The sequence below is a fragment of the Pedobacter aquatilis genome (genome assembly GCF_030409415.1).
Lineage (GTDB): Bacteria > Bacteroidota > Bacteroidia > Sphingobacteriales > Sphingobacteriaceae > Pedobacter > Pedobacter aquatilis.
In genome coordinates this window covers 218,308-241,765 of record NZ_JAUFPW010000012.1, presented here as the reverse complement: position 1 = coordinate 241,765, position 23,458 = coordinate 218,308, and the positions used below count along the sequence as shown (strand labels likewise).

General features: G+C 37.8%; 20 protein-coding genes. 5 read left to right on the top strand and 15 right to left on the bottom strand.

Going from position 1 to position 23,458, the window contains the following annotated elements:
• The first annotated feature begins 427 nt into the window (after nucleotides 1-427).
• On the top strand, nucleotides 428-1,195 hold the full coding sequence (locus tag QWY86_RS05090; protein ID WP_290239445.1) for an alpha/beta hydrolase: 768 nt from the start codon (nucleotides 428-430) through the stop codon (nucleotides 1,193-1,195).
• An 81-nt stretch (nucleotides 1,196-1,276) separates the two neighbouring features.
• Here the strand turns inward: QWY86_RS05090 and QWY86_RS05085 are convergent, their stop codons facing one another.
• Nucleotides 1,277-2,281 (bottom strand): SDR family oxidoreductase, encoded by a 1,005-nt coding sequence (locus QWY86_RS05085; protein WP_290239443.1) that lies wholly within the window; start codon nucleotides 2,279-2,281, stop codon nucleotides 1,277-1,279.
• A gap of 1,568 nt (nucleotides 2,282-3,849) precedes the next feature.
• On the opposite strand from QWY86_RS05085, the gene QWY86_RS05080 reads away from it, so the two are divergent.
• On the top strand, nucleotides 3,850-4,893 hold the full coding sequence (locus tag QWY86_RS05080; protein ID WP_290239441.1) for an aldo/keto reductase: 1,044 nt from the start codon (nucleotides 3,850-3,852) through the stop codon (nucleotides 4,891-4,893).
• Nucleotides 4,894-5,724 carry a helix-turn-helix domain-containing protein gene (locus QWY86_RS05075; protein ID WP_290239440.1) on the top strand — a complete coding sequence of 277 codons (831 nt, stop codon included), beginning with the start codon at nucleotides 4,894-4,896 and terminating at the stop codon, nucleotides 5,722-5,724.
• Nucleotides 5,725-5,913: 189 nt separating this feature from the next.
• On the opposite strand, the gene QWY86_RS05070 is transcribed toward QWY86_RS05075, so the two are convergent.
• Nucleotides 5,914-6,450, bottom strand: coding sequence for a hypothetical protein (locus QWY86_RS05070; RefSeq protein WP_290239438.1), 537 nt, complete (start codon nucleotides 6,448-6,450; stop codon nucleotides 5,914-5,916).
• 1,126 nt (nucleotides 6,451-7,576) lie between these two features.
• On the opposite strand from QWY86_RS05070, the gene QWY86_RS05065 reads away from it, so the two are divergent.
• Together QWY86_RS05065 and QWY86_RS20080 are read left to right on the top strand one after the other, a co-directional pair.
• Nucleotides 7,577-8,293 carry a class I SAM-dependent methyltransferase gene (locus tag QWY86_RS05065; protein WP_290239436.1) on the top strand — a complete coding sequence of 239 codons (717 nt, stop codon included), beginning with the start codon at nucleotides 7,577-7,579 and terminating at the stop codon, nucleotides 8,291-8,293.
• A 241-nt stretch (nucleotides 8,294-8,534) separates the two neighbouring features.
• Nucleotides 8,535-8,720, top strand: a complete 186-nt coding sequence (locus QWY86_RS20080; protein WP_353958903.1) for a DUF1810 family protein — start codon at nucleotides 8,535-8,537, stop codon at nucleotides 8,718-8,720.
• Between the two features lie 272 nt (nucleotides 8,721-8,992).
• On the opposite strand, the gene QWY86_RS05060 is transcribed toward QWY86_RS20080, so the two are convergent.
• The 13 genes from QWY86_RS05060 to QWY86_RS05000 form a co-directional block, all read right to left on the bottom strand.
• Complete coding sequence (locus QWY86_RS05060; RefSeq protein ID WP_290240379.1) at nucleotides 8,993-9,664, bottom strand: sulfite exporter TauE/SafE family protein; 672 nt, start codon at nucleotides 9,662-9,664, stop codon at nucleotides 8,993-8,995.
• A gap of 26 nt (nucleotides 9,665-9,690) precedes the next feature.
• Complete coding sequence (locus QWY86_RS05055; RefSeq protein WP_290239434.1) at nucleotides 9,691-10,119, bottom strand: FixH family protein; 429 nt, start codon at nucleotides 10,117-10,119, stop codon at nucleotides 9,691-9,693.
• Between the two features lies 1 nt (nucleotide 10,120).
• Entirely contained in the window at nucleotides 10,121-11,485 is a 1,365-nt protein-coding gene (ccoG, locus tag QWY86_RS05050; protein WP_290239433.1) for a cytochrome c oxidase accessory protein CcoG, read from the bottom strand.
• Nucleotides 11,469-12,416, bottom strand: a complete 948-nt coding sequence (locus tag QWY86_RS05045) for a cbb3-type cytochrome c oxidase N-terminal domain-containing protein (RefSeq protein ID WP_290239431.1) — start codon at nucleotides 12,414-12,416, stop codon at nucleotides 11,469-11,471. Before QWY86_RS05045 ends, ccoG begins: the two co-directional genes overlap by 17 nt.
• Nucleotides 12,403-12,582 carry a hypothetical protein gene (locus tag QWY86_RS05040; protein ID WP_290239429.1) on the bottom strand — a complete coding sequence of 60 codons (180 nt, stop codon included), beginning with the start codon at nucleotides 12,580-12,582 and terminating at the stop codon, nucleotides 12,403-12,405. Before QWY86_RS05040 ends, QWY86_RS05045 begins: the two co-directional genes overlap by 14 nt.
• 5 nt (nucleotides 12,583-12,587) lie before the next feature.
• Nucleotides 12,588-14,729: a cytochrome-c oxidase, cbb3-type subunit I gene (gene ccoN, locus QWY86_RS05035; protein ID WP_290239427.1), complete on the bottom strand. Its 2,142-nt coding sequence runs from the start codon at nucleotides 14,727-14,729 to the stop codon at nucleotides 12,588-12,590.
• Nucleotides 14,730-14,790: 61 nt separating this feature from the next.
• Entirely contained in the window at nucleotides 14,791-14,973 is a 183-nt protein-coding gene (gene ccoS, locus QWY86_RS05030; protein WP_290239425.1) for a cbb3-type cytochrome oxidase assembly protein CcoS, read from the bottom strand.
• Nucleotides 14,970-17,354 carry a heavy metal translocating P-type ATPase gene (locus QWY86_RS05025; RefSeq protein WP_290239423.1) on the bottom strand — a complete coding sequence of 795 codons (2,385 nt, stop codon included), beginning with the start codon at nucleotides 17,352-17,354 and terminating at the stop codon, nucleotides 14,970-14,972. The genes ccoS and QWY86_RS05025 overlap by 4 nt, the downstream gene beginning before the upstream one ends.
• A gap of 31 nt (nucleotides 17,355-17,385) precedes the next feature.
• Nucleotides 17,386-18,732, bottom strand: a complete 1,347-nt coding sequence (gene hemN, locus QWY86_RS05020) for an oxygen-independent coproporphyrinogen III oxidase (RefSeq protein ID WP_290239421.1) — start codon at nucleotides 18,730-18,732, stop codon at nucleotides 17,386-17,388.
• Complete coding sequence (locus QWY86_RS05015) at nucleotides 18,732-19,163, bottom strand: Rossmann-fold NAD(P)-binding domain-containing protein (RefSeq protein WP_290239419.1); 432 nt, start codon at nucleotides 19,161-19,163, stop codon at nucleotides 18,732-18,734. The genes hemN and QWY86_RS05015 overlap by 1 nt, the downstream gene beginning before the upstream one ends.
• Nucleotides 19,164-19,271: 108 nt before the next feature.
• Complete coding sequence (locus QWY86_RS05010; protein ID WP_290239417.1) at nucleotides 19,272-20,303, bottom strand: response regulator; 1,032 nt, start codon at nucleotides 20,301-20,303, stop codon at nucleotides 19,272-19,274.
• Between the two features lie 13 nt (nucleotides 20,304-20,316).
• The gene (locus tag QWY86_RS05005) at nucleotides 20,317-21,510 is read right to left on the bottom strand and encodes a sensor histidine kinase (RefSeq protein WP_290239415.1); all 1,194 of its coding nucleotides are present in this window, start codon (nucleotides 21,508-21,510) and stop codon (nucleotides 20,317-20,319) included.
• A gap of 24 nt (nucleotides 21,511-21,534) precedes the next feature.
• Nucleotides 21,535-23,358: a hypothetical protein gene (locus QWY86_RS05000; RefSeq protein WP_290239413.1), complete on the bottom strand. Its 1,824-nt coding sequence runs from the start codon at nucleotides 23,356-23,358 to the stop codon at nucleotides 21,535-21,537.
• Nucleotides 23,359-23,458: the final 100 nt, after the last annotated feature.

Genomic DNA, 23,458 nt, shown 5'->3' with positions numbered 1-23,458 from the left:
ACATTAGCAGTAGGACTAATTGCACCGGTTATTATCATACTGCTCCAATACGCGCTTGCATGGACGGCCAAAAAATCTCAGAGGTCGGAGGCGATTATGAATTTAGTAAAGACACTTTTTTTTACAACGGAATATTTCTTAATAATGCATTGAATAAGGAAGTAATTACTTAGGAAGAAACTATACTGAGATTAAAAAGTCCAGAATCCACCGAATGGATGATGTACCAGAAGTCGTTATAGCGTTAAATGGAACTTTTACTGCTATTGTGAAAGTACAAGGTGAAAGTCACACTTCTTTGGAGAATTGATACTAACATTTAACTGTTACTGTATAATTGGAATGCCACTTCTTAAACGAATAAAGCAAATTGTTTGAAAACTCAGCGTATAGAAGTAATGTTGTAGAAGTACATAAAAGAATCACAATGAAAAATATCATTTTTATACACGGAATGTTCCAAAATCCAAAAAGCTGGAAAAAATGGGAAGAATACTTCTCATTACAAGGTTACAACTGTATTTCCCCGGCATGGCCATTACATGATGGAGAGCCTGCTACATTAAGGGCCAACCCACCAGAAGGATTGGGAGATTTGCATTTGCAGGATATTATAACTAAAATAAAGAGTGTTGTTTCTGAAACTGAACATCCAATAGTTATTGGTCACTCCGTGGGTGGATTAATTGTTCAGTTGCTCATAAATCAAGGATTGGCTGCCTCAGGTGTGGCAATTAATTCTGTAGCGCCAAATGGTATGCTTGATTTCGACTGGGGCTTTTTTAAAAACAGTGCATTAATTGCAAATCCATTCAAGGGTAACGAGCCTTTCTTTATGGATGATAAGGCTTTTCATGGCTCTTTTGCAAATACATTAGATGAAGCTTCCTCTAGTCAAGCCTTTAATGAGTTTGCTACGCATGATAGTCGAAACGTTCTACGGGATTGCATGGGCGATGATGGCAAAATCGACGTTGAAGCACCACATGCACCACTTTTATTGATCGCTGGTGAAAAAGATGAAATTATTCCAAATACATTAACGCTGAAAAATTTTGATGCTTACACAGATCCATCAAGCATCATAAGTTTTAAAGAGTTTGCAGGAAGAAGCCACTATATTTGCGGCGAACCCGGGTGGGAAGAAGTTGCAGAATACGTTGTTAACTGGTTAGAACAGGTAGACAACCTGTAAGTCTTTTAAACCAACAAAGGGATCGAATAATTGAATCCCTTTGTTATTAAATATTTTTCCAATAGAGAAAAATCATCAATATTATGGCTGACCGTTACCGCCGGCTGCACCATAAATTTGTCCGGTTGAAAAACTTGCATCATTGGCAGCCAGCTGTACGTAAATAGATGCCAGTTCTGCCGGTTGTCCGGGTCTTCCAAGTGGAGTATCTTTCCCAAATTCTTTCAATTTTTCAGGGGTAGAACCGCCACCCATTTGAAGAGGTGTCCAGATTGGACCCGGTGCTACTCCATTTACCCTTATGCCTTTTGGACCTAATTGCTTTGCCAGCGACTTAATAAAGTTTGTTGTTGCTGCTTTCGTTAAAGCATAATCGAATAAATCTGGTGAAGGATCCGTAGCCTGTACAGACGTAGTTCCAATTATTGATGAGCCCGGTTTTAAATAGGGTATTGCTGATTTGATTATCCAAAAAGGTGCATAAATATTAGTTTTGATAGTCCAGTCGAATTGGTCTGTAGTAATGTCTAGCACGGAAGGGTTGGATTGTTGGCGCGCTGCATTACTGATTAAAATATCTAAACCTCCCAATTGCTTGGCGGCCTCATCGACCAATTTTTTACAAAAAACCTCATCTCGAATATCACCAGGAATTGCAACTGCTTTTCTACCGGCTTTTTTTATCAGTTCAATAACTTCTTTTGCGTCCGGTTCTTCTTGCGGGAGATAATTTATGACTACATCAGCACCTTCCCGGGCATAGGCAATTGCCGCAGCTCTACCCATACCCGAATCTCCCCCGGTTATCAATGCTTTTCTACCAGCTAATCTGCCAGAACCTTTATAGCTGGTTTCTCCATGATCAGGTCTTGGTTCCATTTTACTTGCCAATGCAGGCCAAGGCTGATTTTGATGAGTAAAGGGTGGTCTTGGATATTTTGTGGTTGGATCTTGAAGATCTGCAGGTTGAAAATTCAAATCCAAAGGCTGAGATGCATGAGTTAAAACCGGGGTGGCTGCAACTGCTGCCATGGCAAGTGTTAACCCACTGAGCGCTTTACGACGGCTCATTTTATTATCGTTCATAAGCTTAAATTTTAAAGTTGTACTTTTTTACAACTCTGCTTATTTGCTTTAGTTTTATAATTTTAAATCTATCTGATTCAGAAAGACAATAATTCCTTTTTAGAGGCAATAATTGAAACTATTCTTGGAAACACAAAGTAGAACTAGGATGAACTAATGCGTGAGATCAGCTCCTATTGGACGAGTTTTCCAAAGGCGTCAAAACGTTCCTAAGCAGACGTATCGTTGCTTGAAATAGAGATGCATTAATGAGAAATTTTGGAGCAAGGAATGCTGTGGAACTTGTTCTGATGGCTTTTAGATATGGAATCATAAAATAAAAAAAAAGCAGAGAAAAAAACCCTGCTATTTTAAACCAAATATATGTCGACCATCGGTAGATGGATGTGCAATATTAAACCATTAACACCAACAATTGTTTAAATTATTTGGAAATAAAAAAGCACTTACCCCGTAAGTGCTTTAAAACAAAAACGTTAATCATCGATTAATATCTTGATTAAGGTAACCTAAATTAGTCCTCAGTTAGTTCCAGATGACCGTTACAAATATAATTTTTAATTAACCTCACTGATAATCAAGCAAGTATCAATTTTGTGATATAAAAAGAACAGGTATAAATCCATACACCTGTTCTAATCTAAATTAACGCTCTCAAACGTTGTAGAACTTTGAAATCCTACTTTTTAAAGATAATACATAGCCTTAAAGAATTTCAAAGCAGAGAGATTTTACCACCATTATGAATATAATAACGTATAAATTCTAGTGTTCAAGTATTTCTTGGGATTTTATGACATAGGCTTCTCTTATTCCAATTAACACCTGCAAGTTTCTCCTCTATGTGAGTCCAAAAATCTAAGCCAGTAATCTCACCTAAATTCTCATAAATCCATTTAATCTGCGGAGGCGATGGAGAATGAAACCATCTGCATAAATGCTAGGACTTATGTAGAAGTTAAGTCGAGTAGGTATAATACTAAAAGCGCAAGCATTTGTGCAACTTACTTATCTATTTTCGCTGCTAATCCCTACATATCTTCACGAAACAAGCTGAAATAAATTAATAATTGGACATAGAATTAGGGTAGATGTTGAGATGCATGTAACAGAATTAGGGTAAATATTTGCAATTCCTGTAATAGAATTAGGGTAAAAGTATAGGTGCTTGCCTAAAATTTTGGTTTTTAGTGGGCAAAACAATCCAGTAAAAGCAGCATTTTGAATCCTTTCGATACCTTGTACTAAGGCACAAATAAATTATCCATGGTGACTTCTTTCTGTACCAAGCTTATAGAATACATATTCTCTTCGGTGCCATAGGTGAAGATTTCGGCTTCATCGACCAGGTAATTTCGTAGCGGATTGACCAATCCAAGAGAACTCATTACTCACTTGTAGCATATCCACAATAGTTGCCAGATCTTGAACATTCAATGTATCAATGGTTCATGTTTTGACACATTGTCTCGCTTGTTATTACTCTGAAAATAAGCAGATACAGAATCCATTCCTTCAATATCCTTTCGTTCGGCAGTGAGGTGGTTTGTTTTTTTAAGATCGGAAGCATGAGCCGTATAAGCAAATTAATTGAGCCGTGCAGACAATTTTATTTCCTTTCTCTGATAGATATTTGTGATATGAAAAACTTCAATCAAATTCAATTGGGCCAGGATGGTCCTTTCGTATCCAGCCTCGGGCTGGGTTGCATGCGAATGTCTTCAATCTGGGGAGGACCTACCCCTGATGAAACAGAAAGTATTGCTACTATTAATGAGGCCTTGGATCTGGGCATCAACTTTTTAAATACCGGCGATTTTTACGGCGCTGGCCACAACGAACTGCTCATCGGAAAAGCGATAAAAGAGAGACGGCATGAGGCATTTATCAGTGTCAAATTTGGTGCGATTTTCCATAACGGTCAATGGCTAGGCCTTGACCTTAAGCCAAATTCAATTAAAAACTTTATCAATTACTCACTCACCAGACTTGGCACCGAAACCATTGACCTATATCAACCTAGCCGGATGGATGGTAGCGTCCCAGTAGAGGATATTATCGGAACGGTAGCTCAACTGGTCAAGGAGGGAAAAGTCCGTCACATCGGTGTATCCGAAATAACTGCCGAGCAGCTGCGTAAAGCCAACGATGTTCATCCGATAAGCGCACTGGAAATCGGCTACTCGTTAGCGGATAGGCAAATAGAAAATGAATTGCTCCCAGCAGCCAGAGATTTAGGGATAGCCGTCGTCGCTTTTGCAAACACTGCTGAAGGTTTATTGAGCGGCGGATTAAGCGCACCACTTAGTGATAAGGATTACCGACAGCATTTTTCCAGATTTCAAGAAGGAAATCTGGTAAATAATCTTCAAAAAGTCGAAGTACTGAAAAGTTTGGCGTCCGCAAAGGGATTTACCCCGACACAGCTTGCGATCGCTTGGGTAAGACAGCAGAGCCAACATATCATGCCCTTAGTGAGTATGAGCAAACGATCCCGCCTGGCTGAAAATATCGCTGCAATGGAAATCGAGTTTAGCAAAGAAGAAATGAACACATTAAATAGTACTTTTGCAATAGATGCCATCAAAGGGAGTACATATTTAGCGCGATAAATGGAAAGTCCAACAGAAATTCTTCCGGGTGTAATTTTTTACTCTTATCTCTCTACGCAAAAGAAACAGAAAGCATGTTTCTGGAATCACCATACTTTGATACTGCAGGTTTCCGGTAAATTTAAACTGGAAACCTCCGCACAAAGCATTTCCATGGGGGCGGGGGAAATGTTGCTGATTGGAAAAAACCAATTGGGCACGCTTACCAAAACACCCAGCGAGAACGGAAGCTATGAGACCATTGTAATATCACTTCAAGAAGACTTAATGCGCAAAATTGCACTAGAAGAAAAAATTAAATCCCAGGACAAATACATCGGAAGCCCAAACCTTCTGATTCCCTCAAATGAATTTTTGCAGGGCTATTTTCAATCCATCGTTCCTTATGCTAGAAGTTCGGGGGCAACCATGACCGATGAGATGGGGATTTTAAAAGTCAAAGAAGGCATTAAATTATTGCTGCTGGCGCTTCCTGCATTACGGTATTTTTTGTTTGATTACGCAGAACCTCACAAAATTGATCTAGAAAAGTTCATGCTTAATAATTTTCATTTTAATGTACCAGTAGAAAAATTCGCTCAGCTAACCGGCAGGAGCCTCGCAGGATTTAAACGTGATTTTCAAAAAGCATTTGCTCTTCCACCTCGACAATGGCTGCTATCCCGAAGATTAGATGCAGCAAAATCTTTGATTGAAAACAAGCATCTAAAACCCTCAGCTATCTATTTGGATTTGGGCTTTGAAAGCCTTTCGCATTTTTCTCATTCTTTTAAAAAGAAGTTTGGGTTAATGCCCAGCCAACTCAATAAGTATATTGTTCGCTCAGAGTGAAAATAAATCAGTAAAGTAAAGATTTCATGCTTACATTGCATTTGGAAAGTAAGAGCCTACTTTATCAGTATTATGAAAAGCGAAAAACACTTCATTACCCTAACGGCTACAAAAAGTCATCATTCCAATTCATCTAACATAGGTTATATTATAAATTCGCTGACCTTATGCAAGGGATAGGTTTCTGCTTTAGTAGTTAATGGCAATCTCGTATTGTAGTTTTTGATAAGCCTCAATATTATTTATTACCCTTTCTAAAATTGGGTTCCATTTAAGCCCTTCATTTTGATATACCGATACTTTGTAAGGGAACTTAGCTTGAATGGATTTTCCTTTTGGATTTGCCAAGTTCGATTTATCTGATCTTTGCACTATAGCAAATACTTTAAAAACAGCTTCACCCATCGAATGGGTATGTATCCCTTGAATTAGAGTCTTCGATATGGCTACTTTTTCCACAGTCGTTTTGCCTATGAATTTAGAAGCCCATAGGTTTGGGTTCTTCGGGATCCCTAATATCTTCGCGTGCGTACCATCAGGCTTATCTATGATAAACATTGGAACATTGCTAAATTTAAGGACGTTGGTTTTTGACTTCAAGTAGCCGAGCCAACCTTCCTTAATTTCTTTTGGACTTCCAAACAAATCTTTGCCCTTCAGGGGATCTACACTTGTGTAATTAAAGCCCAAATAACTGAAGAAAACTATAGGGATAAAAGCGTTCATTGCATTTTTGCGGTACAAGGTAGTATTTAATTTACAAATAATCCGCAAAGTTGTGGGTTTTTGGAGTTGTCGCAGTAGCATTCAGGCTTAAATTGATAGGTAAATGCGTTAAAGCAGATAAATCTACAAAACTAAAATTAAGCTCGTAATGGATATTGAAAAAACCAATCCAACTAAGGCTTCTTCAAAAAGATTAGCAGTAATTTGCATTAAGTTTATTCCTAATGAAATCAGGCCAATCTCTACTGGCTTATTAATTTGATAAAGATCACAGCGAAATTGGATTATATCAAATATTAAGGATACTTAAATCGTTATTATAGAGATAGAAGTTTGCTCAAAAAAGGAATAATTAACTTAACAAAGTATGACTTCATTAAAACATTCCGTTACAGTCGTTAAAATTTATTAAAAAGGTCTATAAAATCTGACTTGATTTTAAATCGGAAACTTAAAGTAGAGGCAGTTGAAAATGATTACCGCGTCGGTAAGCCTCTGAATAGTTTTTTATTGAGAAGGTAGTAGGGTTATTATCCCAAAAAGTCGTTTGCTATCGATTTGCTTTCACCCTTTCAACGGCAATTCACACTTTCTTTTTCAGAGGCTAACTTTTTAAATTATAACTTCTGTGAAATGAAAAATTTTAGAATGCCATTATAAAGTTCAGGCATCTGTTAGATTGCTTATAAGCCCTTAATCCGATACATTGTTAAACTAATCGAAGGCCTTTTGCGCGCCAAATTTTCAGTTGCATAAAAAAATGTTTCCCAATATAAATAATAATGAATCCTGGGCATCAAGCTGGGGTGGTTTAGAGGAAACAAATTTGTACACAAAAAAATTAATACAGGAACAAAGAACCCTGATTGAAGAAATAAACCGACCTCACACTAACAATTCATCCCTTCACAACCAGGGTTCTCACTGAAACTACATATGAGGTTTCTGAATTACTTCATTTTGTTTACTTACTGCTTTAAGACCTTCGGTCAAAATAAACGTTCTATAGATTTGACATCACACAGGACTAGCGAGGTGATAGATGAAAATCGGATGCGATGTATTAAAAGACGATTATTAGAAACTTTCGGGGATACTTAGCGTTTCTACTCTAACCCATATCGTTATGAAAATAGCTCAGCTTCTTCTTTCCCTATGTCTTGTCATATGTTTAAATACTGCATTTTCCCAGGATAAATCACCTTACACGTTCAAAAAACCACCTTTTAATGGTACTGGAAAGGTTTATTTGGGTAGAGAGATTGCTCACGTCATGAGTTTTGAGGGTGTAGACTGGCTGGAACGCAACAGCCGAGCGCAGGAAGAAAACACCACATTAGCCATCGCTTCCCTGCCGCTAAAAAGCAATAGTGTAGTTGCCGATGTGGGTGCAGGCTCGGGGTTTTACACTTCCCGGGTTGCCCATCGCGTTCCAAAGGGTAAAGTCTATGCTGTGGAGATTCAAAATGATGCAATTGCCTATCTCAAAAAAAAAGCTCTTGATGATAAACTATTCAATGTTGAAGTGATTAAGGGTACAGAAATTTCTCCTAACTTACCACCCAATTCCATCGACCTGGCATTTATGGTGGATGTTTATCACGAACTAGAAGACCCTGTAGCCTATCTGGCTGCTTTGAGCAAGGCACTTAAGCCAGATGGCAAGCTTCTGCTACTCGAGTACAAAGAGGAGGATCCTGCGGTGGCCATAAAAGCTGAGCATAAGATGAGTGTAAAGCAAGCGAAAAAAGAATTAGCAGCCAATGGTTTTAAACTGGTCAAAAACGGTACATTTTTGCCTCTGCAACATTTTCTGCTTTTTGAGAAAACAGTCAATAAGTAAAGTTCTGTTTAATCTAATATTTTCATTTAGCCAATAAGGTGATGATTTCAAAGCGATGGCTTCAGCACAGAAAAGAAGTCATAGGACCAAAGATTATAATCATTTTTATAGCCTTTTTATCCCTGATTTCAATCCCGGTAGGTGCTTTTGACTCTTTTGCACCGAACGGATTTCCTTTCAAGGTGAATAGGACCCGCTCCTGTTGTAATCCTTTATGGGATTGAGGATTTAAAAGAGACAAATCTATTATACACAGCCTATGCTCGGGGCAAACTTCCTAGGAATTTCAAATGTTTTATTGAGTATCGAGAACCGGATGGCAAGTGAAATATTCGGCTATCTGAATGATCTAAAACTGCAATCCTTAATCACCTTTTTTGCGCAGATAAAGAATGTAGAAAGTGTATTCCAGCAACGTCCGGGATAAGTATTTTAATGGTGTACCGGATAAAAAACGATGGAGATGTTACGATGGATGTCAGTCTCTCCGGCCGAGGAGATTATCGGGTTAGACTGACATATCTGTTTGTCAAAATCAGATAATCATTCCAATTTTGAAGAAATGATATCCTAACTGCCCATACCCTTAGGCGTTTATTGTTCGCTGGATTACTAGATTAGCCAAATGACTTTTTCCATCACAGGAGTGCCGTGGTAAATGAGAAAAATCTAAAATTTTTAAACAGCTGAGCTGCCTATTTACTTGCAGATTGCGCCTTTGCTAAAATGTGTGTTTGTATACGGGGATATAAAAGGAATACCCAATTCACAGGCTCTTAAAATTAAGAGCATCCCAACAAATAACATAAACCAGGGAATCAGCCTATTAGTATTGAACCGGATGTAGCGTTTTAAATAAATGCCGCCTAAAGAAATCATGATCAATAGTGGTGCCGTGCCTAATCCGAACAAAAACATAAACTCAGCACCACCTGTAGCGTTAGCAGAATTAATCGCGGTAGCGAACGCCAGGTATACCATCCCGCAAGGAATAATACCATTCAAAGCCCCTGCAAAAAATTCCCAAAAAGGTAATTTAAAAACTTTTGAGGTCAGTTTACTCATCGGATTAACAAATGCGAGTTGCACCTTACTTAACACTTTCCCATACTTTGCACTAAACTGTATAATGGGCATTAAAACTAACATCATTCCCAGGCTGATGCTCAATATTTTCTGATTAGCAATTATGCTGAATGTTTGCCCAATCCAGCCTGCAATAAAACCTAGTACTGTATATGTGAGAATTCTTCCAGATTGATACAGAAGCAAGCTTAAACCGCCCTCAAATAAACTCCTTCTTTGCATGGGCAATGATAACATTATCGGCCCACACATTACAGCACAATGCAGGGAACCAAATAAACCCATTAAAAAAGCCAATGGAAAAAAGTTTATCAAAGTGTAATATTTTGTTTAAAACGATAATTTTTATGGTTGACTTTCCAGTCGATATCCAAAAACCACAAGCCTTTATCCTGTGGCTTTTTTGCTATTAGTATCAAATTTTTATCCCCTATGGTATGTCCATTTAATTTCTTATCCGCTTTTGCATCAGATGGGCGGATTAAACGCAACTCATAATCAGTACTATCTTTCATTTGTATAACCATGTGTTTTTCGTTGATAATAATGATTGGTGTTTGCCCATCGTCAATTGTGTTTTGTTTAGCCTGGTATTCCTTGTCATAGGTTAGCCCCTTTTCGTAGTAATTACCTTCTACAAGTGCATCATTACTTTGCTTATTTAACATAAATGCTCCCATTGCTAAAATAAACGCAATGAAAATAAGCATGGCTAAAATCAGTTTTCCTCCCCAGTTCATATTAATTTGGATTTGCAAAGAAACTTGTCTTGGCTGTGCTTATAATTGAATTATTGGTCAAAACTTCAAACTTCACTTCGCTCTTATAACGCTTAATCGTTACAGGTTTTTTAACCAGGAAAAAGGTTAAATAAACCGTTCCTTCCTTTGGCAAAAACTGCTCTTTTTGAATAAAAATTAGGCTATCGGTTTCTTGCGACGATCGGAAGGTAAATGGTATTTCTTTGTTGGTCTTATTGATTAATTCGGCGGTATATAAATTGCTGACTTTTCCATCCGGTAGCTGTTGGAAAAGTGTTCCACTCGCCCGCAAAACCGTGGTCTGCACATGCTCCCTTTTATAAATTAATGATGAAAAGAGCAAAACAGCTATGGCTAAAACAGCAGCATAACCATAAGCTTTTGTTCCTGCTTTAAATGTTTTTCTGAACTTAATGTAATCGTTATTGTAAAACCCGATCAACCGTTTGGGTTTATTGATTGTTAGCATCACCCCATCACAGGCATCTATACAAGCCGTGCAGTTAATACATTCAAGTTGAGTTCCCTTTCTAATGTCAATTCCGGTAGGACAAACCTGCACACATAATGCACAATCAACACAATCGCCCATGACATCAGACAGGTTCCTCGATAGTTTTCCTCTGGGTTCACCACGCTTTTCATCATAGGCAACAATTAAACTCTGATTGTCCAATAAAACGCCCTGCAGTCTTCCATAGGGGCAAATTATTGTACAGATGACTTCCCGCGCATAGGCGAACACACCGTAAAATATCGCCGTGAAAAAACATATCGAAATGAAACCTGAAAGATGTAATGTTATAGGTTCAGCAATGATTTTGTATAAGACTTCAGAGCCGGTTAAATAAGCCAAAAAAGTATTTGCGATGGCAAACGATATAACGATGTAGATAAAATGTTTACCCCCTTTTTTTAAAACTTTCTCGCTATTCCAGGGTTGTTTGTCTAATTTTTTCTGACGGACAGCATCCCCTTCGATCCAATATTCTATTCGCCGGAAAACCATTTCCATAAAAATAGTTTGAGGGCAGATCCAGCCACACCATAACCTACCCAAAATAACTGTAAAACAAATAACCAAGAGTATAAAAATGAGCATTGCGAAAGCAAAAAGATAAAAATCCTGCGGCGTGAAAATCAATCCAAAGAATACAAATTTTCTTTCCAGAAAATTTAATAAAACCAATTGTTCTCCTTTATATTTCAAAAAAGGAAAGCTGAACAAACAAAGCAATAAAACATAACTTAGCCATTTACGATAGTTGTAAAGTTTTCCTGAAGGTTTTTTAGGATAAAGAAAGTTCCTGCTTTTTTTTTGCTCGGCTTTATTTTTTTGAATCATCTTCTTTCATTTCATTATCTGCCGGGCTTTTTTCTTCATATTTTTCGCCTTGTGGCGCTTTTGCTCCAGCCGGATTTGTACCATGTAATGATAAAATATAATTGGTTACATCACTGATTTGCTTTGGCGAAAGTTGTTTTTCCCAGCTCACCATGCCTTTCTCTGGTACTCCGTATTTTATGGTTTTAAACACATTGTTTACCCCGCCACCATGTAACCAGAAATCATCGGTAAGATTCGGACCAATTATACCTCCGCCTGTTGGCGCATGGCAAACCGCACAATTACCACTAAAAATGTTTTTCCCTGATTCTAAAACCGCAACCGAATTATCGAATTTTACAGAATTTTCATCAACTGTGTTTGCAGATTTTTCAAGATAAATTGCTTTTTCCTCAAGAGATTTTGCCATTTCAGCTTCGTACAATTGGTCTTGATTTAAACCATAACCACCAATATAATAGTAGAACAAGTAGCCTGCACCAAATAAAATAGTTCCGTAAAAAAGAAAGTTAAACCAGCCGGGAACAGGATTGTTTAGCTCATGGATACCATCATAAGCATGTTCTATAATCAGATTCTTTTCTTCTTCAATGGGTTTTAAACCTAAAACTTTATTCCAGATGGACCGCTTTGTTTTCTTAGTTTTTAGCCAGCTGTCGTAATCCAGAGCCTTATCCATAACGGGTAGTTTAAGTGGTGTTGGATTTAGTTGTTCCTTATACATCACCTTAAATGCGTTTAACAAGGTAATGGATACAAAAAGCAATACAGCCGCAAAAATCAACAGTATTAAAATCACTAAATCAGGCTGGTTTAAGCCCAATAATTTTGGATCTGATTTTGGAAGTTCTGCCACCGAAGCTTCATCAGCAGCAAACACAATTACAGATGTTAAGCTTAAAAGCAAGGTTAAATTAATCTTCTTCATGTTCTGTATCGTTATCGGTCAATGGTAACTTACTCATCATTCGTATATGGTTTTTATTCAATTTTACGAGGTAAATGCTCACCAGAATAAAAAAGAAGAGGAAGATTATTAATGAACTAATTAGATAAAATTCTCTACCTGCCAGGTTTTTTATTTGTTCGAACATGAGATTTATTGATTAGATGGAATATTTTCTTTATTGGTTTTAATATCCGTTCCTAAGCGCTGCAGATAAGCAATAATGGCAATAATTTCCTTATCGCTGTTTACTTTAATGTTGTTCTGGTTTAGCTCAGCAGCTATTTTTTCTGATTGCTTTTTTAGCTCATCATTAGCCTCACGTTCGAAACCGTCCGGATACGGAACACCAAGAGTTTGCATTGCCCTGATTTTTCCCGGCGTGGTCGTAATGTCTAACTTCTGGTCTACCAGCCATGGGTAAGGGGGCATAATACTTCCGGGCGACATAGATGTTGGGTCGACCAAATGATTGAAATGCCAGGCATCTGAATATTTGCCACCTAAACGATGTAAATCAGGTCCCGTGCGTTTACTTCCCCATAAAAAAGGATGGTCATAGACAAATTCTCCGGCCTTGCTGTACTCCCCGTAACGTTCAGTTTCAGAGCGAAAAGGTCTGACCATTTGTGAATGGCAGTTCACGCAACCTTCGCGGATATATAAGTCCCTTCCTTGCAACTCTAAAGCGGTGTAAGGCTTCACGCTTTTTATGGTTGGCACATTCGACTGGATGGTAAAAGTTGGCATCATTTCCACCATACCACCAATTAAAATGATAATTAAGGACATTACCATAAACTTCATTGGCTTACGCTCTAAAATGCGGTGCCAGGATTTATCCATGGGATTGGTATCTGCCAGAACCGTTTCCAGAGCCATCGCTTCTGCATTTTCATTTGCAACCAGCTTACCTTTTAACATGGTTTTGGCCAAATTATAAGCCATAAAAATAGCACCCGTTAAATAAAATGCGCCTCCGACAGCTCTGAAAACATGCATCGGAATAATTTGTAAGGTCACAGCCAAAAAGTTCGGGTATTTCAACAAACCTTCAGCGGTAAATTCTTTCCACATTAAACCCTGGGTAAAGCCAGCCCAATACATCGGTACGGCGTAAAAAAGAATACCCAAAGTGCCTATCCAGAAATGGAAACGAGCCATTTTTTTAGAGTATAAATCTGTTTTATAAATACGGGGGATTAACCAGTACAAAACGCCAAAAGTTAAAAATCCATTCCAACCTAATGCACCTACGTGTACGTGCGCAACAATCCAATCGGTAAAGTGTGCAACGCCATTGATTTGTTTAATAGATAATAAAGGTCCTTCGAAGGTTGCCATCCCATAGCAGGTTAGCGCAACGACCATAAATTTTAAAGTCACATCCTCTCTTACTTTATCCCAGGCGCCTCTTAGTGTTAGCAAACCATTAATCATACCACCCCAGCTTGGAGCAATCAGCATAATTGAAAATACTACGCCTAAAGATTGCGCCCATCCAGGCAATGAAGAATATAATAAGTGGTGCGGACCGGCCCAGATGTAAATAAATATTAAAGACCAGAAGTGGAGGATACTTAATTTATAAGAATACACCGGACGATTAGCCATTTTTGGAAGAAAATAATACATCATTCCCAGGTAAGGCGTTGTTAAAAAGAAGGCTACTGCGTTATGTCCGTACCACCATTGTACAAGCGCATCCTGAACGCCCGCATACACGTAATAGCTCTTCATAAAAGAGATTGGTAATTCAAAAGAATTTACAATATGCAATACCGCTATGGTTACGAACGTAGCTATGTAAAACCAAATGGCAACGTACAAATGGCGTTCTCTTCTTCTAAATATTGTACCAAACATATTAATACCAAATACCACCCAAATTAAAGTGATGGCAATATCAATAGGCCATTCCAGTTCCGCATATTCGTGAGATGTTGTAAAACCCAGTGGTAGCGTAATTACTGCAGACAGAATTATGAGCTGCCATCCCCAAAAGTGAATTTTACTCAGCGCATCACTAAACATACGCGCTTTGAGCAGGCGTTGAAGAGAATAATAAACACCCATAAAAATAGCATTGCCGACGAAGGCAAAAATTACCGCATTTGTGTGTAAAGGTCTGATTCTGCCAAAGGTGGTGTACTGATTACCCAGATTCATGCCTGGTGTAAAAAGCTGGATAGCAACAATAAGACCTACTGTCATACCGATAAGGCCCCATGCAATTGTTGCAATACCAAAATCGCGGACAATCTTATTGTCGTAAGTAAATTTTTCTAACTGCATATAGATAAGAAAGGTTTGTTAGTATTAGTGTCGCAAAGGTATTGGAGTGGTGGGATCCCAATTATGATGATGATTGCCTTGAAAAGTGATTTTCATCAGTTTTATCTTCATCATCGAAAAGAATTCTAACACCAGGAGTATAAACATCATCATGCTGACCCGTTTTTGATGCCCAGAAAAAAGCTGCCAAAAATATTACTGCCATAAGTACACTACAACCAACCAGAAAGTAAAGTATGTTCATAATCTGTTTTTACGGGCGAAAAAATGCGTAGCGACAGAGGTAAAAGATATAATTGTAATGGTGCTTATTGGCATTAAAACGGCAGCAATTAATGGATATAAAGTCCCCTGAACGGCATAATAAATGCCAATACAGTTGTATAGGATAGCAATCGCAAAGCTTATTTTAATAACCTTTAAACCATCCCGGCTGAGTGCAGCAAAATTTGGGAGCAAGCCAATATTCTTTCCCGTTAGGATTGCATCGCAACCAGGCGTAAAATTGTTTATGTTATCGGTAATGGCAATTCCAAAATCGCTTTGCTTTAATGCGCCTGCATCATTTAATCCATCACCAAGCATGATAACGCTCTTACTTCTCTGTTGCTCTGATAAAACATATTCTAATTTCTGGTGGGGATTTGCTTTAAAGTTTATCCTTGAATTACCGGGAAATAAAGTTTTAAGTATCGAATATTCGTGGTCAGTATCACCAGACAAAACATGAAGCTTAAAGTTTTTTGCAAGTTGATTCAGCAGTTCAGGCAAGCCCTCACGCCATTGTTGCCTTAATTGAAAGCAACCTTTATATTCTTTATCTATTACAAAATGAACACCATTATGCTGAATATTTTTTAACGTTTCGGGTAAAACACCTGTATTTCCCAGATATAGCGCGCTATTGTGAATAACGCCAGTAATTCCTTTCCCTGGTATTTCCATGTAATTCGAAACCGGCAGGTAATTGGCGCATGAAAGGTTTTGTAGTATTTGCCGGCTGAGTGTATGGGCAGAATTTCTAACCAATGATGCAACGAGCACCTGTTCGTGATAATCGAGAAAACCCGTAAATAATAGTTCTGAATTATCCGCGGTCGTTAAGGTTCCTGTTTTATCGAAAATTATCGTATCGCAAGCGGCAAATGCTTCAATTGCATCTGTATTTTTTACATAAAATCCTTTTTTATCAAAAATTGATAAAATTGCAGAAAGTGTAAATGGTGTACTTAAGGACAGCACACAAGGACAAGCCACAATAATAACTGCCGTAAATGCGGCCCATGCTTTTTGTGTATTATTTTCAAAAAGCCAATAGACCGCTGCACCAAAAGCAGTTATGAAAACGACCAGACTGAAATACTTTGCGATGCTATCATTAAAAGTCTGTTTTTTTGAGCGAGCCTGATAGTTGTCATTATTCCATAAACCAGTCAGATAACTTTGAGAAACCGGTTTAATCACTTCAATTTCAATTGCCTGGGCAGTTTGCCGTCCACCGGCATAAATAATTTCGCCCAAAATTTTAGCAATTGGTTCTGATTCCCCGGTAACAAAACTCATGTCCATCCAGGCATCACCCTTCATTAAAATCGCATCAGCAGGCACAATTTCTCCGTTTCGTATCCATAACCTATCTCCAATTTTTATCTTTTCTATCGCAATAGGTGTTTCTTTACCGTTTTCCAATTTGGTTACCGCAAGGGGGAAGTAGGACCGGTAATCTCTTTCAAATGATATGTGGTGGTAGGTTCGCTGCTTCACCCATTTACCCATTAAAAGCAAGAAAACCAAGCCAGTTAGGGTATCTGCAAAACCAGGTCCCCTATCAAAAATAATGTTGAAAGCTGTGCGCATAAATAGCACAGTAATAATTAGCGCAAGTGGCGTATCGAGGTTAATTTGTTTATGTTTTAAACTTGTAATGGCTGATGTAAAATATTCTTTCCCGCAATACAATGCTGCCGGAATAGAAAATGCTAGATTCAGCCAGCCAAAAAGCTTTTGAAATTGCGATTCAAATCCATTTAGCCCAAAATATTCCGGAAAACTGAAAAGCATAACATTGCCCATTAAAAAACCGGCAACAGCAATTTTTTGAACGAGGGTTTTGTTTATAGATTTACCATGCTCTTTTACGACATCTTGCAAACTAATAAGTGGTTCGTAACCGATATCTGCCAAAGTTTCAACGAGTTTTCTAAGGGAAATTTCTTCATGTTTAAAGCCGATGGTAACCTGGCGCTTTAAAAAATCGATTCTGGAAGAAAAAATTGCTTCGTTAATTTTATAGAGATGTTCTAAAAGCCAGATGCAAGAACTACAATGAATTGCAGGAATATAGAAGGTAATAATGCTTGCTTTTTCATGTTGATAATCCAGTAACTGCGTAATTATTGAAGCTTCTTCTAAATATTCAAAATGACGCTTATTTTGAATCCTTTTCCCGGGCGTATCGTTGTAGCTGTAGTAATTGCAGAGATTATTTTCTGATAAAATTTTATAGACGGTTTTACAGCCTGCGCAACAAAAATCGTGGTTGTCAAGGCTATGTATGACGCAATCAAGCAATTCGCCACAATGGTAACAAATTTCATTGGAAGCAATTTTGTATAGTTTTTCCATCTTTGCCTAAATTTTGATGCTGTATTGAATACTAAATCGAATAGCTAAACATCTGCGTGGCTGGAGTTTTTTCCCACAACCGCTCATCGAATGCCATACATATGTTTCTTAAAAAGGGTTTACCGGAATTGTTAACGATGAGTCTGTTTTCGCTTAAGTAAATCAATCCATCGTTGATCAGGGGTGCAAGTTTGTGGTGTATGGATTGTGAAATCCCGTTGGTAAAGCTGCTCATACCACGGCACATAATTTCTGTAATTTGCCTGCGGATTTTTAAATCTCTATCAGTTAAAATATGACCTTTTTCTATTGCAAAACTATCCTTGTTAATCTTTTCGAGATATGATTCTACAGTTTTAGCATTTTGTGCAAAAGCATCTAGGCTATCGCTTATTGATGAAACACCCAGACCAATAAGTAACGCGGTATGCTGATGGGTGTAGCCCATAAAGTTTCGGTGCAGATTATTTTGATCCAAAGCGGTGAACAGGCTGTCGCTTTTTTTTGCGAAATGATCCATCCCGATTTCTTCCAATCCGGCTTTTAGTAATTTGCTTTTACCCAAATTGTACAGTTCAAACTTCATTTTACTGTTGGGTAAATCTTGTTCTGTATATCTTCTTTGGCCGGGTTTCAGCCATGGTACATGCGCATAGCTGTAAAATGCAATCCTATCGGGATTCAAGTTAATCACCTGGTTTATCGTTTCCTCCAAACCTTTTAAGCTTTGAAACGGAAGTCCATAAATTAAATCAAAGTTTATAGACTGGTAGCCAATTTTTCGGGCAAGTTTGGTTACGTGTTCAACCTGCAGTGGCGTTTGGTAACGATTGATCATCTGCTGAACCTTTTCATCAAAATCCTGAATCCCTAAACTTAAACGGCGAAAACCAAGGTTGTAAAGTGTTTGTAAATGCGCCTCGCTGGTATTATCGGGATGTGCTTCGAAAGAAAATTCGGAATCTGCAGTAGGCTCACTATTCCATAAAATACCTTTTATTAATTTTGATAGATTTTCTGCGCTGAAGAAAGTTGGTGTCCCGCCACCTAAATGAATTTCTTTTATCTTAGGTTTTTCGCCCAAAACTCCAACATACATTTGCCATTCTTTTAGCAAAGCCTCAATGTATGGATTTTCTACTTGATGGTTTTTAGTTATTCTGGTATTGCAGCCGCAATAAGTACATAAACTCTCGCAAAAGGGAAGATGGATGTATAAACTTATCCCATCATTTTTACTTTTATCAAAACACTTCCTAACTGAAAAAAGCCAGTGGTCGGTCCCAAATTTATCTACATCCCAAAAAGGCACTGTTGGATAACTTGTGTAGCGGGGTGCAGCAACATTGTATTTTTTTAATAATGCTAGCGTGTCCATCACTCTTGATTTAATGATTTAACAACACCACAATTATTCTGGCAACAACAGGCACTTCCAACACATTTTCCAGCTGACCAATTATCAAGATTTTTAATGACCCGATTCATTCTATCTAAAGGACTTTGCTCATCCTTCAGTGGTACGTTGGCTATTTTTAATCCGGCTTTTGCCGCGGATTTTAAATCAAGGTGTCCGGTTTCAAATGATGAAGTTGCTATGTATCTAACGCCCAATTCTTTTAACCTATTTACAATTTGCTCATCAACAATATCGTTGTTAAAAACTAAAAGCGTTTCCTTTCCTTCGGCAAATGCTATGGTTTCAAAAGAAAGGCTATTTGCAATTATAGTGATATCATGCTTTTTATGATTGGCAAGTACCAGGCATTCTTTTTCATCGGGCTTAATGTTATAAGCGATTGCTTTCATAAACAAATTTTTAGTGCTCAAAACTATCGTTTGTTTAGGGCAGCAGCCCTGAGGTGAGTCACCTTAAAAAGTGATTTTGATCAGGAATGATTTTTTTTAGCTCAAAAATTAATGCTTGATATTTTTTAATTTATCTATCGAGAAGATTTTAATAGCATTACCACTTTTTTCTATCAGTTTCTCTTCCTTAAAATCAGCGAGCATTCTACTAACCGTCTCGCTTGCGGTACCCACAATTGCGGCTAAATCATCTCTGGAGATTTTAATAGTGGATTTGTCATCTGCTATTGAATCAAATTTCTCCGCAACCTGGATTAGTGCATCTGCAACCCTCTTACGTACTGAAAAATAAGCCAGCTGCAACATTTGATTTTCCTTATCGCGAATATTGCCAGATAGAAGTCTAATAAATGCAGCCGAAATGGGCTGGTGTTGATAGAGATAGTCGATAAATTCCGTTTTGGGTATCAAGATGATTTCACTATCGGCAAGCGTAGCCGCATTATCCTGGTAAGGGGTTTCTGTAAACAGACTTTCATAACCAAAAAAATCGCCAGGCTGGTAGAGCGCGGACGATAACTCACGTCCATCTTTAAACCTTTTGTAGGTTTTTACCTGTCCTTTTTTTACGAAGTAAACGTGCGTAGGCTGGTCTTCTTCTATGTAAATGATTTGCTTATTGGCTAAAATTCTAATTTTTCCTTTTTTAATCAAATCAGCAAATAGTGTTTGTGTATCGCTATATTGGTGGTTAAATTTACCGCTTGTTGTTGATTTTTTCAACCTGCCTTCAATCGCTTTTAGCAATTCGATATCATCAAAAGGTTTGGTTAGATAATCATCAGCACCCATTTCCATACCTTTTCGCATATCAGCCCTTTCGCTTTTTGCAGTAATAAAGATAAAGGGGATGGAAGCCGTTTGCGGGTTTTTATGCAAGAGGTACAACACGCCATAGCCATCTAATTCAGGCATCATAATATCACACAAAATAAGATCCGGATGATTTTTAATGGCTGAATCTACACCGATTTTACCGTTAACAGCGGTAAAGGTTTTATATCCCGCAAGCTCCAAAATTTCAGCTGTGCTGTCGCGGATATCATCGTTGTCTTCAATTATCAGAACTTTTTTGCTCATTTAAAATGGAAAATTATTGATTTGTAAAAGGAATTTTCAGGCGGATTGTGGTGCCAATATTTTGTGCGCTTTCCAAAGATACCTCACCTTGCATTAAAGAAATATACCGTTTAACAATGTTTAAGCCGAGTCCGGTTCCCGGAATGCTACCGGTATTGTGGGCTCTAAAAAATGGTTCGAAAAGGTTTTGCTGGTCGGCCTCAGGAATACCAATTCCATTGTCTTTTACTTCAATTATTAATTCGTTATCCATTAAAGCGCTGTTAAACTGGATCATCGTATTTTCTCCTGAATATTTCACCGCATTTGAGATTAGGTTAATTATACAGTTTTTTAAAAGGTTGTTATCTAAGTTCACCTCTGCTGAGGTTCCTTTATGTTCATAAATAATATGCTGATCCTGTTTGCTGATTAGCTGCATTTCTTCAACAATTTCTTCAGCGAAACGAACAACATTAAACCAGCATGGATTAACCTCAACTCTTCCGGCTTCTAATTTTTCAAGAGACAGAAAATCGTTGAGAATTGTGGTAAGGTTACCTACTGCGTTTTTAATTTTACCAGTATGTTTTTCGATATTTTCGGTATCGCGTTTTGGATTATACTTATCAATTAATGTTGCCGATAGCTGTATTGAACTCAAAGGTGTTCTGAATTCGTGAGAAGCCATTGAAACAAACCGGGTTTTTAACTGATTTAGTTCTTTTTCTTTTTCAAAAAGAGCATTAACGTGTTCCTTTGCCGATTGAAGTTCCGAAACCAGTTTAACCAAATCTTGCGTGCGTTCCCTAATTCTATCTTCCAGTTGCTCTGTATAACTTAAAATCCGGGCTTCATTTTCTTTAAGCTTACTTAAATCGTGAATAAAGCCCGTATATATTTTACGGTCACTAAATTTAACTTCGCTAACACCTAGACGAAAAGGGAAGGTAGAGCCATCTTTCCTTTGTCCGGTTACCTCTCTGCCAATGCCAATGATGCGTTTTTGACCGGTATCGTTATAGTGTTTTATGTAGGAATCATGCTTTTCTTTGTCTGGCATAGGCATTAAAACCGACACATTTTTACCGATTAACTCACCGTTTTCAAAGCCGAAAAGTTTAAGCGCTGCAGGATTAACATGTTCGATAATTCCCCTATCGTCGATCGTAATAATACCATCAATTGCATTTTCTATTATCGCACTCAGTAACCTTGCTCTTTCCATATAAACGCTGTGTTAGCTGGATTTTTACTCCGACTTACTGCACAAATTTAACAATTGAGGTGTTAAATCACCTATTTGCATGACTGCTTTTTCAAATAAAGAGATCTGCTCCTGACTCCATACTTTTAAATTGGCATCGGCCTTTTCAATGCTGCTGCGATAATAGTCTACTCCTTGCTGAAGCTGATTATAGAATTTTTTCAGGTAATCGATTTTTTTATTGGTTTGAACCACGTTGAAGATACCATTACTAAAGTTTTCAACTTCTTTATTAAAGTAGTCTATGTATAATTTTAACTCTTTGGTAAATAGATTTGGCCTGTGAATACCATCAAGCAAATTAATTCTACCATAGATGTTGTCAATCATTTCTTTTAATGTGTATTTTTTCGAAAAATAAGCCAGGTTTGGCCCCGGACAAATACTTATGGCTTTACTTTCTTTTGGTTTTAGTAAGTTGTATTTGATGTAAGTGGAACTACACAAACCCTCGCAAAGACATATTTTTTCGGTAACGGAATCAATTTGTCTGCTTAATTCAATTGCTGATAAATTTGAGGATTCGAGCGATTTAATTTTCAGGTTTTGGTATTTTCTTGATGCCGTGCAAATCGGTTCTGTAGTAAATTCAGTGTTGCTGCACAGGTACTTTTTGGTGCACGGACTACCCGGACGGTTTTTAGCTATTCGCTCCATTCTTTCTGTTTCTACTGAACTTTTTCTGAAATTATTGAAGGGTACGCCGAGTGGAGATGAATTGCTTAAATAAAAATCATCTTCAGTCGCGATAACAAGTTGGTTTAAAGTGTCGCTATCAACACTTGTTGCCTCATCAACCAACAAGAAAGGACTCCCCCAACCTGTTGCATCAAGGCCGTAATTTTCCATTAAATAATTTTGTTCACCTGCAGTTCCAATTCCCCCTTGCGCTGTTATTCTTTGCTCAGGTATAAAATTATCGTGTATTCCTTTTAAATTTAAGGCGCCTGTGTAAATTGGGAGCAAATCATTATGCAGTGCCTCCCTCGAGTTTTTAAACTCGCGCAAAATCGGTCCAAGTAGTAACCCTTCGGTTGCAAAAGCATGACCACCACAGTTCAAACCTGATTCAATCCTGAATTCGCTGACCCACAAACCTTTCTTAGCGAGCAGTTTTGCCTGAACATTTGCAGACCTGAAATCGCTGACTTTTAAAATAATTTGTTTATGACACACTCCACTCCCGGTTGGATAAAAATCTTCAAATGTTTCCAGATAGCTGTATAACCTCGGATTTAAACCGGCAGAAATCACTACAGCTGAATTCAGATTACTGTTGGCAAATCCCCTCAAAGCGGCCAAAGCATCACTATTTTCAAGCCCGGAATTAATGCCTTTAATGAAGTTGATTTTATCAACTTTCGCCATGATGTTAACATCAATCCTGCCCGGTTTAATTTCGTTTCTTAGCTGCTTTTGGAGCGTTTTTCTCCTTGCAGGTGATTTTTCAGCTAACATCAATTCATAAACAATTTTTAAAGGCGCTGTCTGAGGCAGTAATTCAAAATACTTGATAATATCTTCCTCTGGTTCAAATTTTTGATTTCTGATCGCATCTATTTGCTTATCCACTATTTTTTTTATCAAATTGAGATATGCAGTTATTCTTTTAGCACGGAAATCGTTTTCGGACTTTAAAATACCTACAAAAATTTCGTCATTCAGCTCAGCATGGTACTGCCGCATTCTTTCGCAAAGTTCATCATCAACGATAGATACAACAGATGAAATGCCAAATTTTGCAACTTTGAGCGGTGTGTCTATAGAATAAGCCAAACCTAGTACCGGGATATGAAAAGTATGTGCCATTTTGCGTTTTAATTCAAAGAACCATCTTTTTGGCCTGCAAGAATGTGACAAAGATCATCTTTCATGTTGATATAGATTACTAGGCTGAGAAAAACAGCGC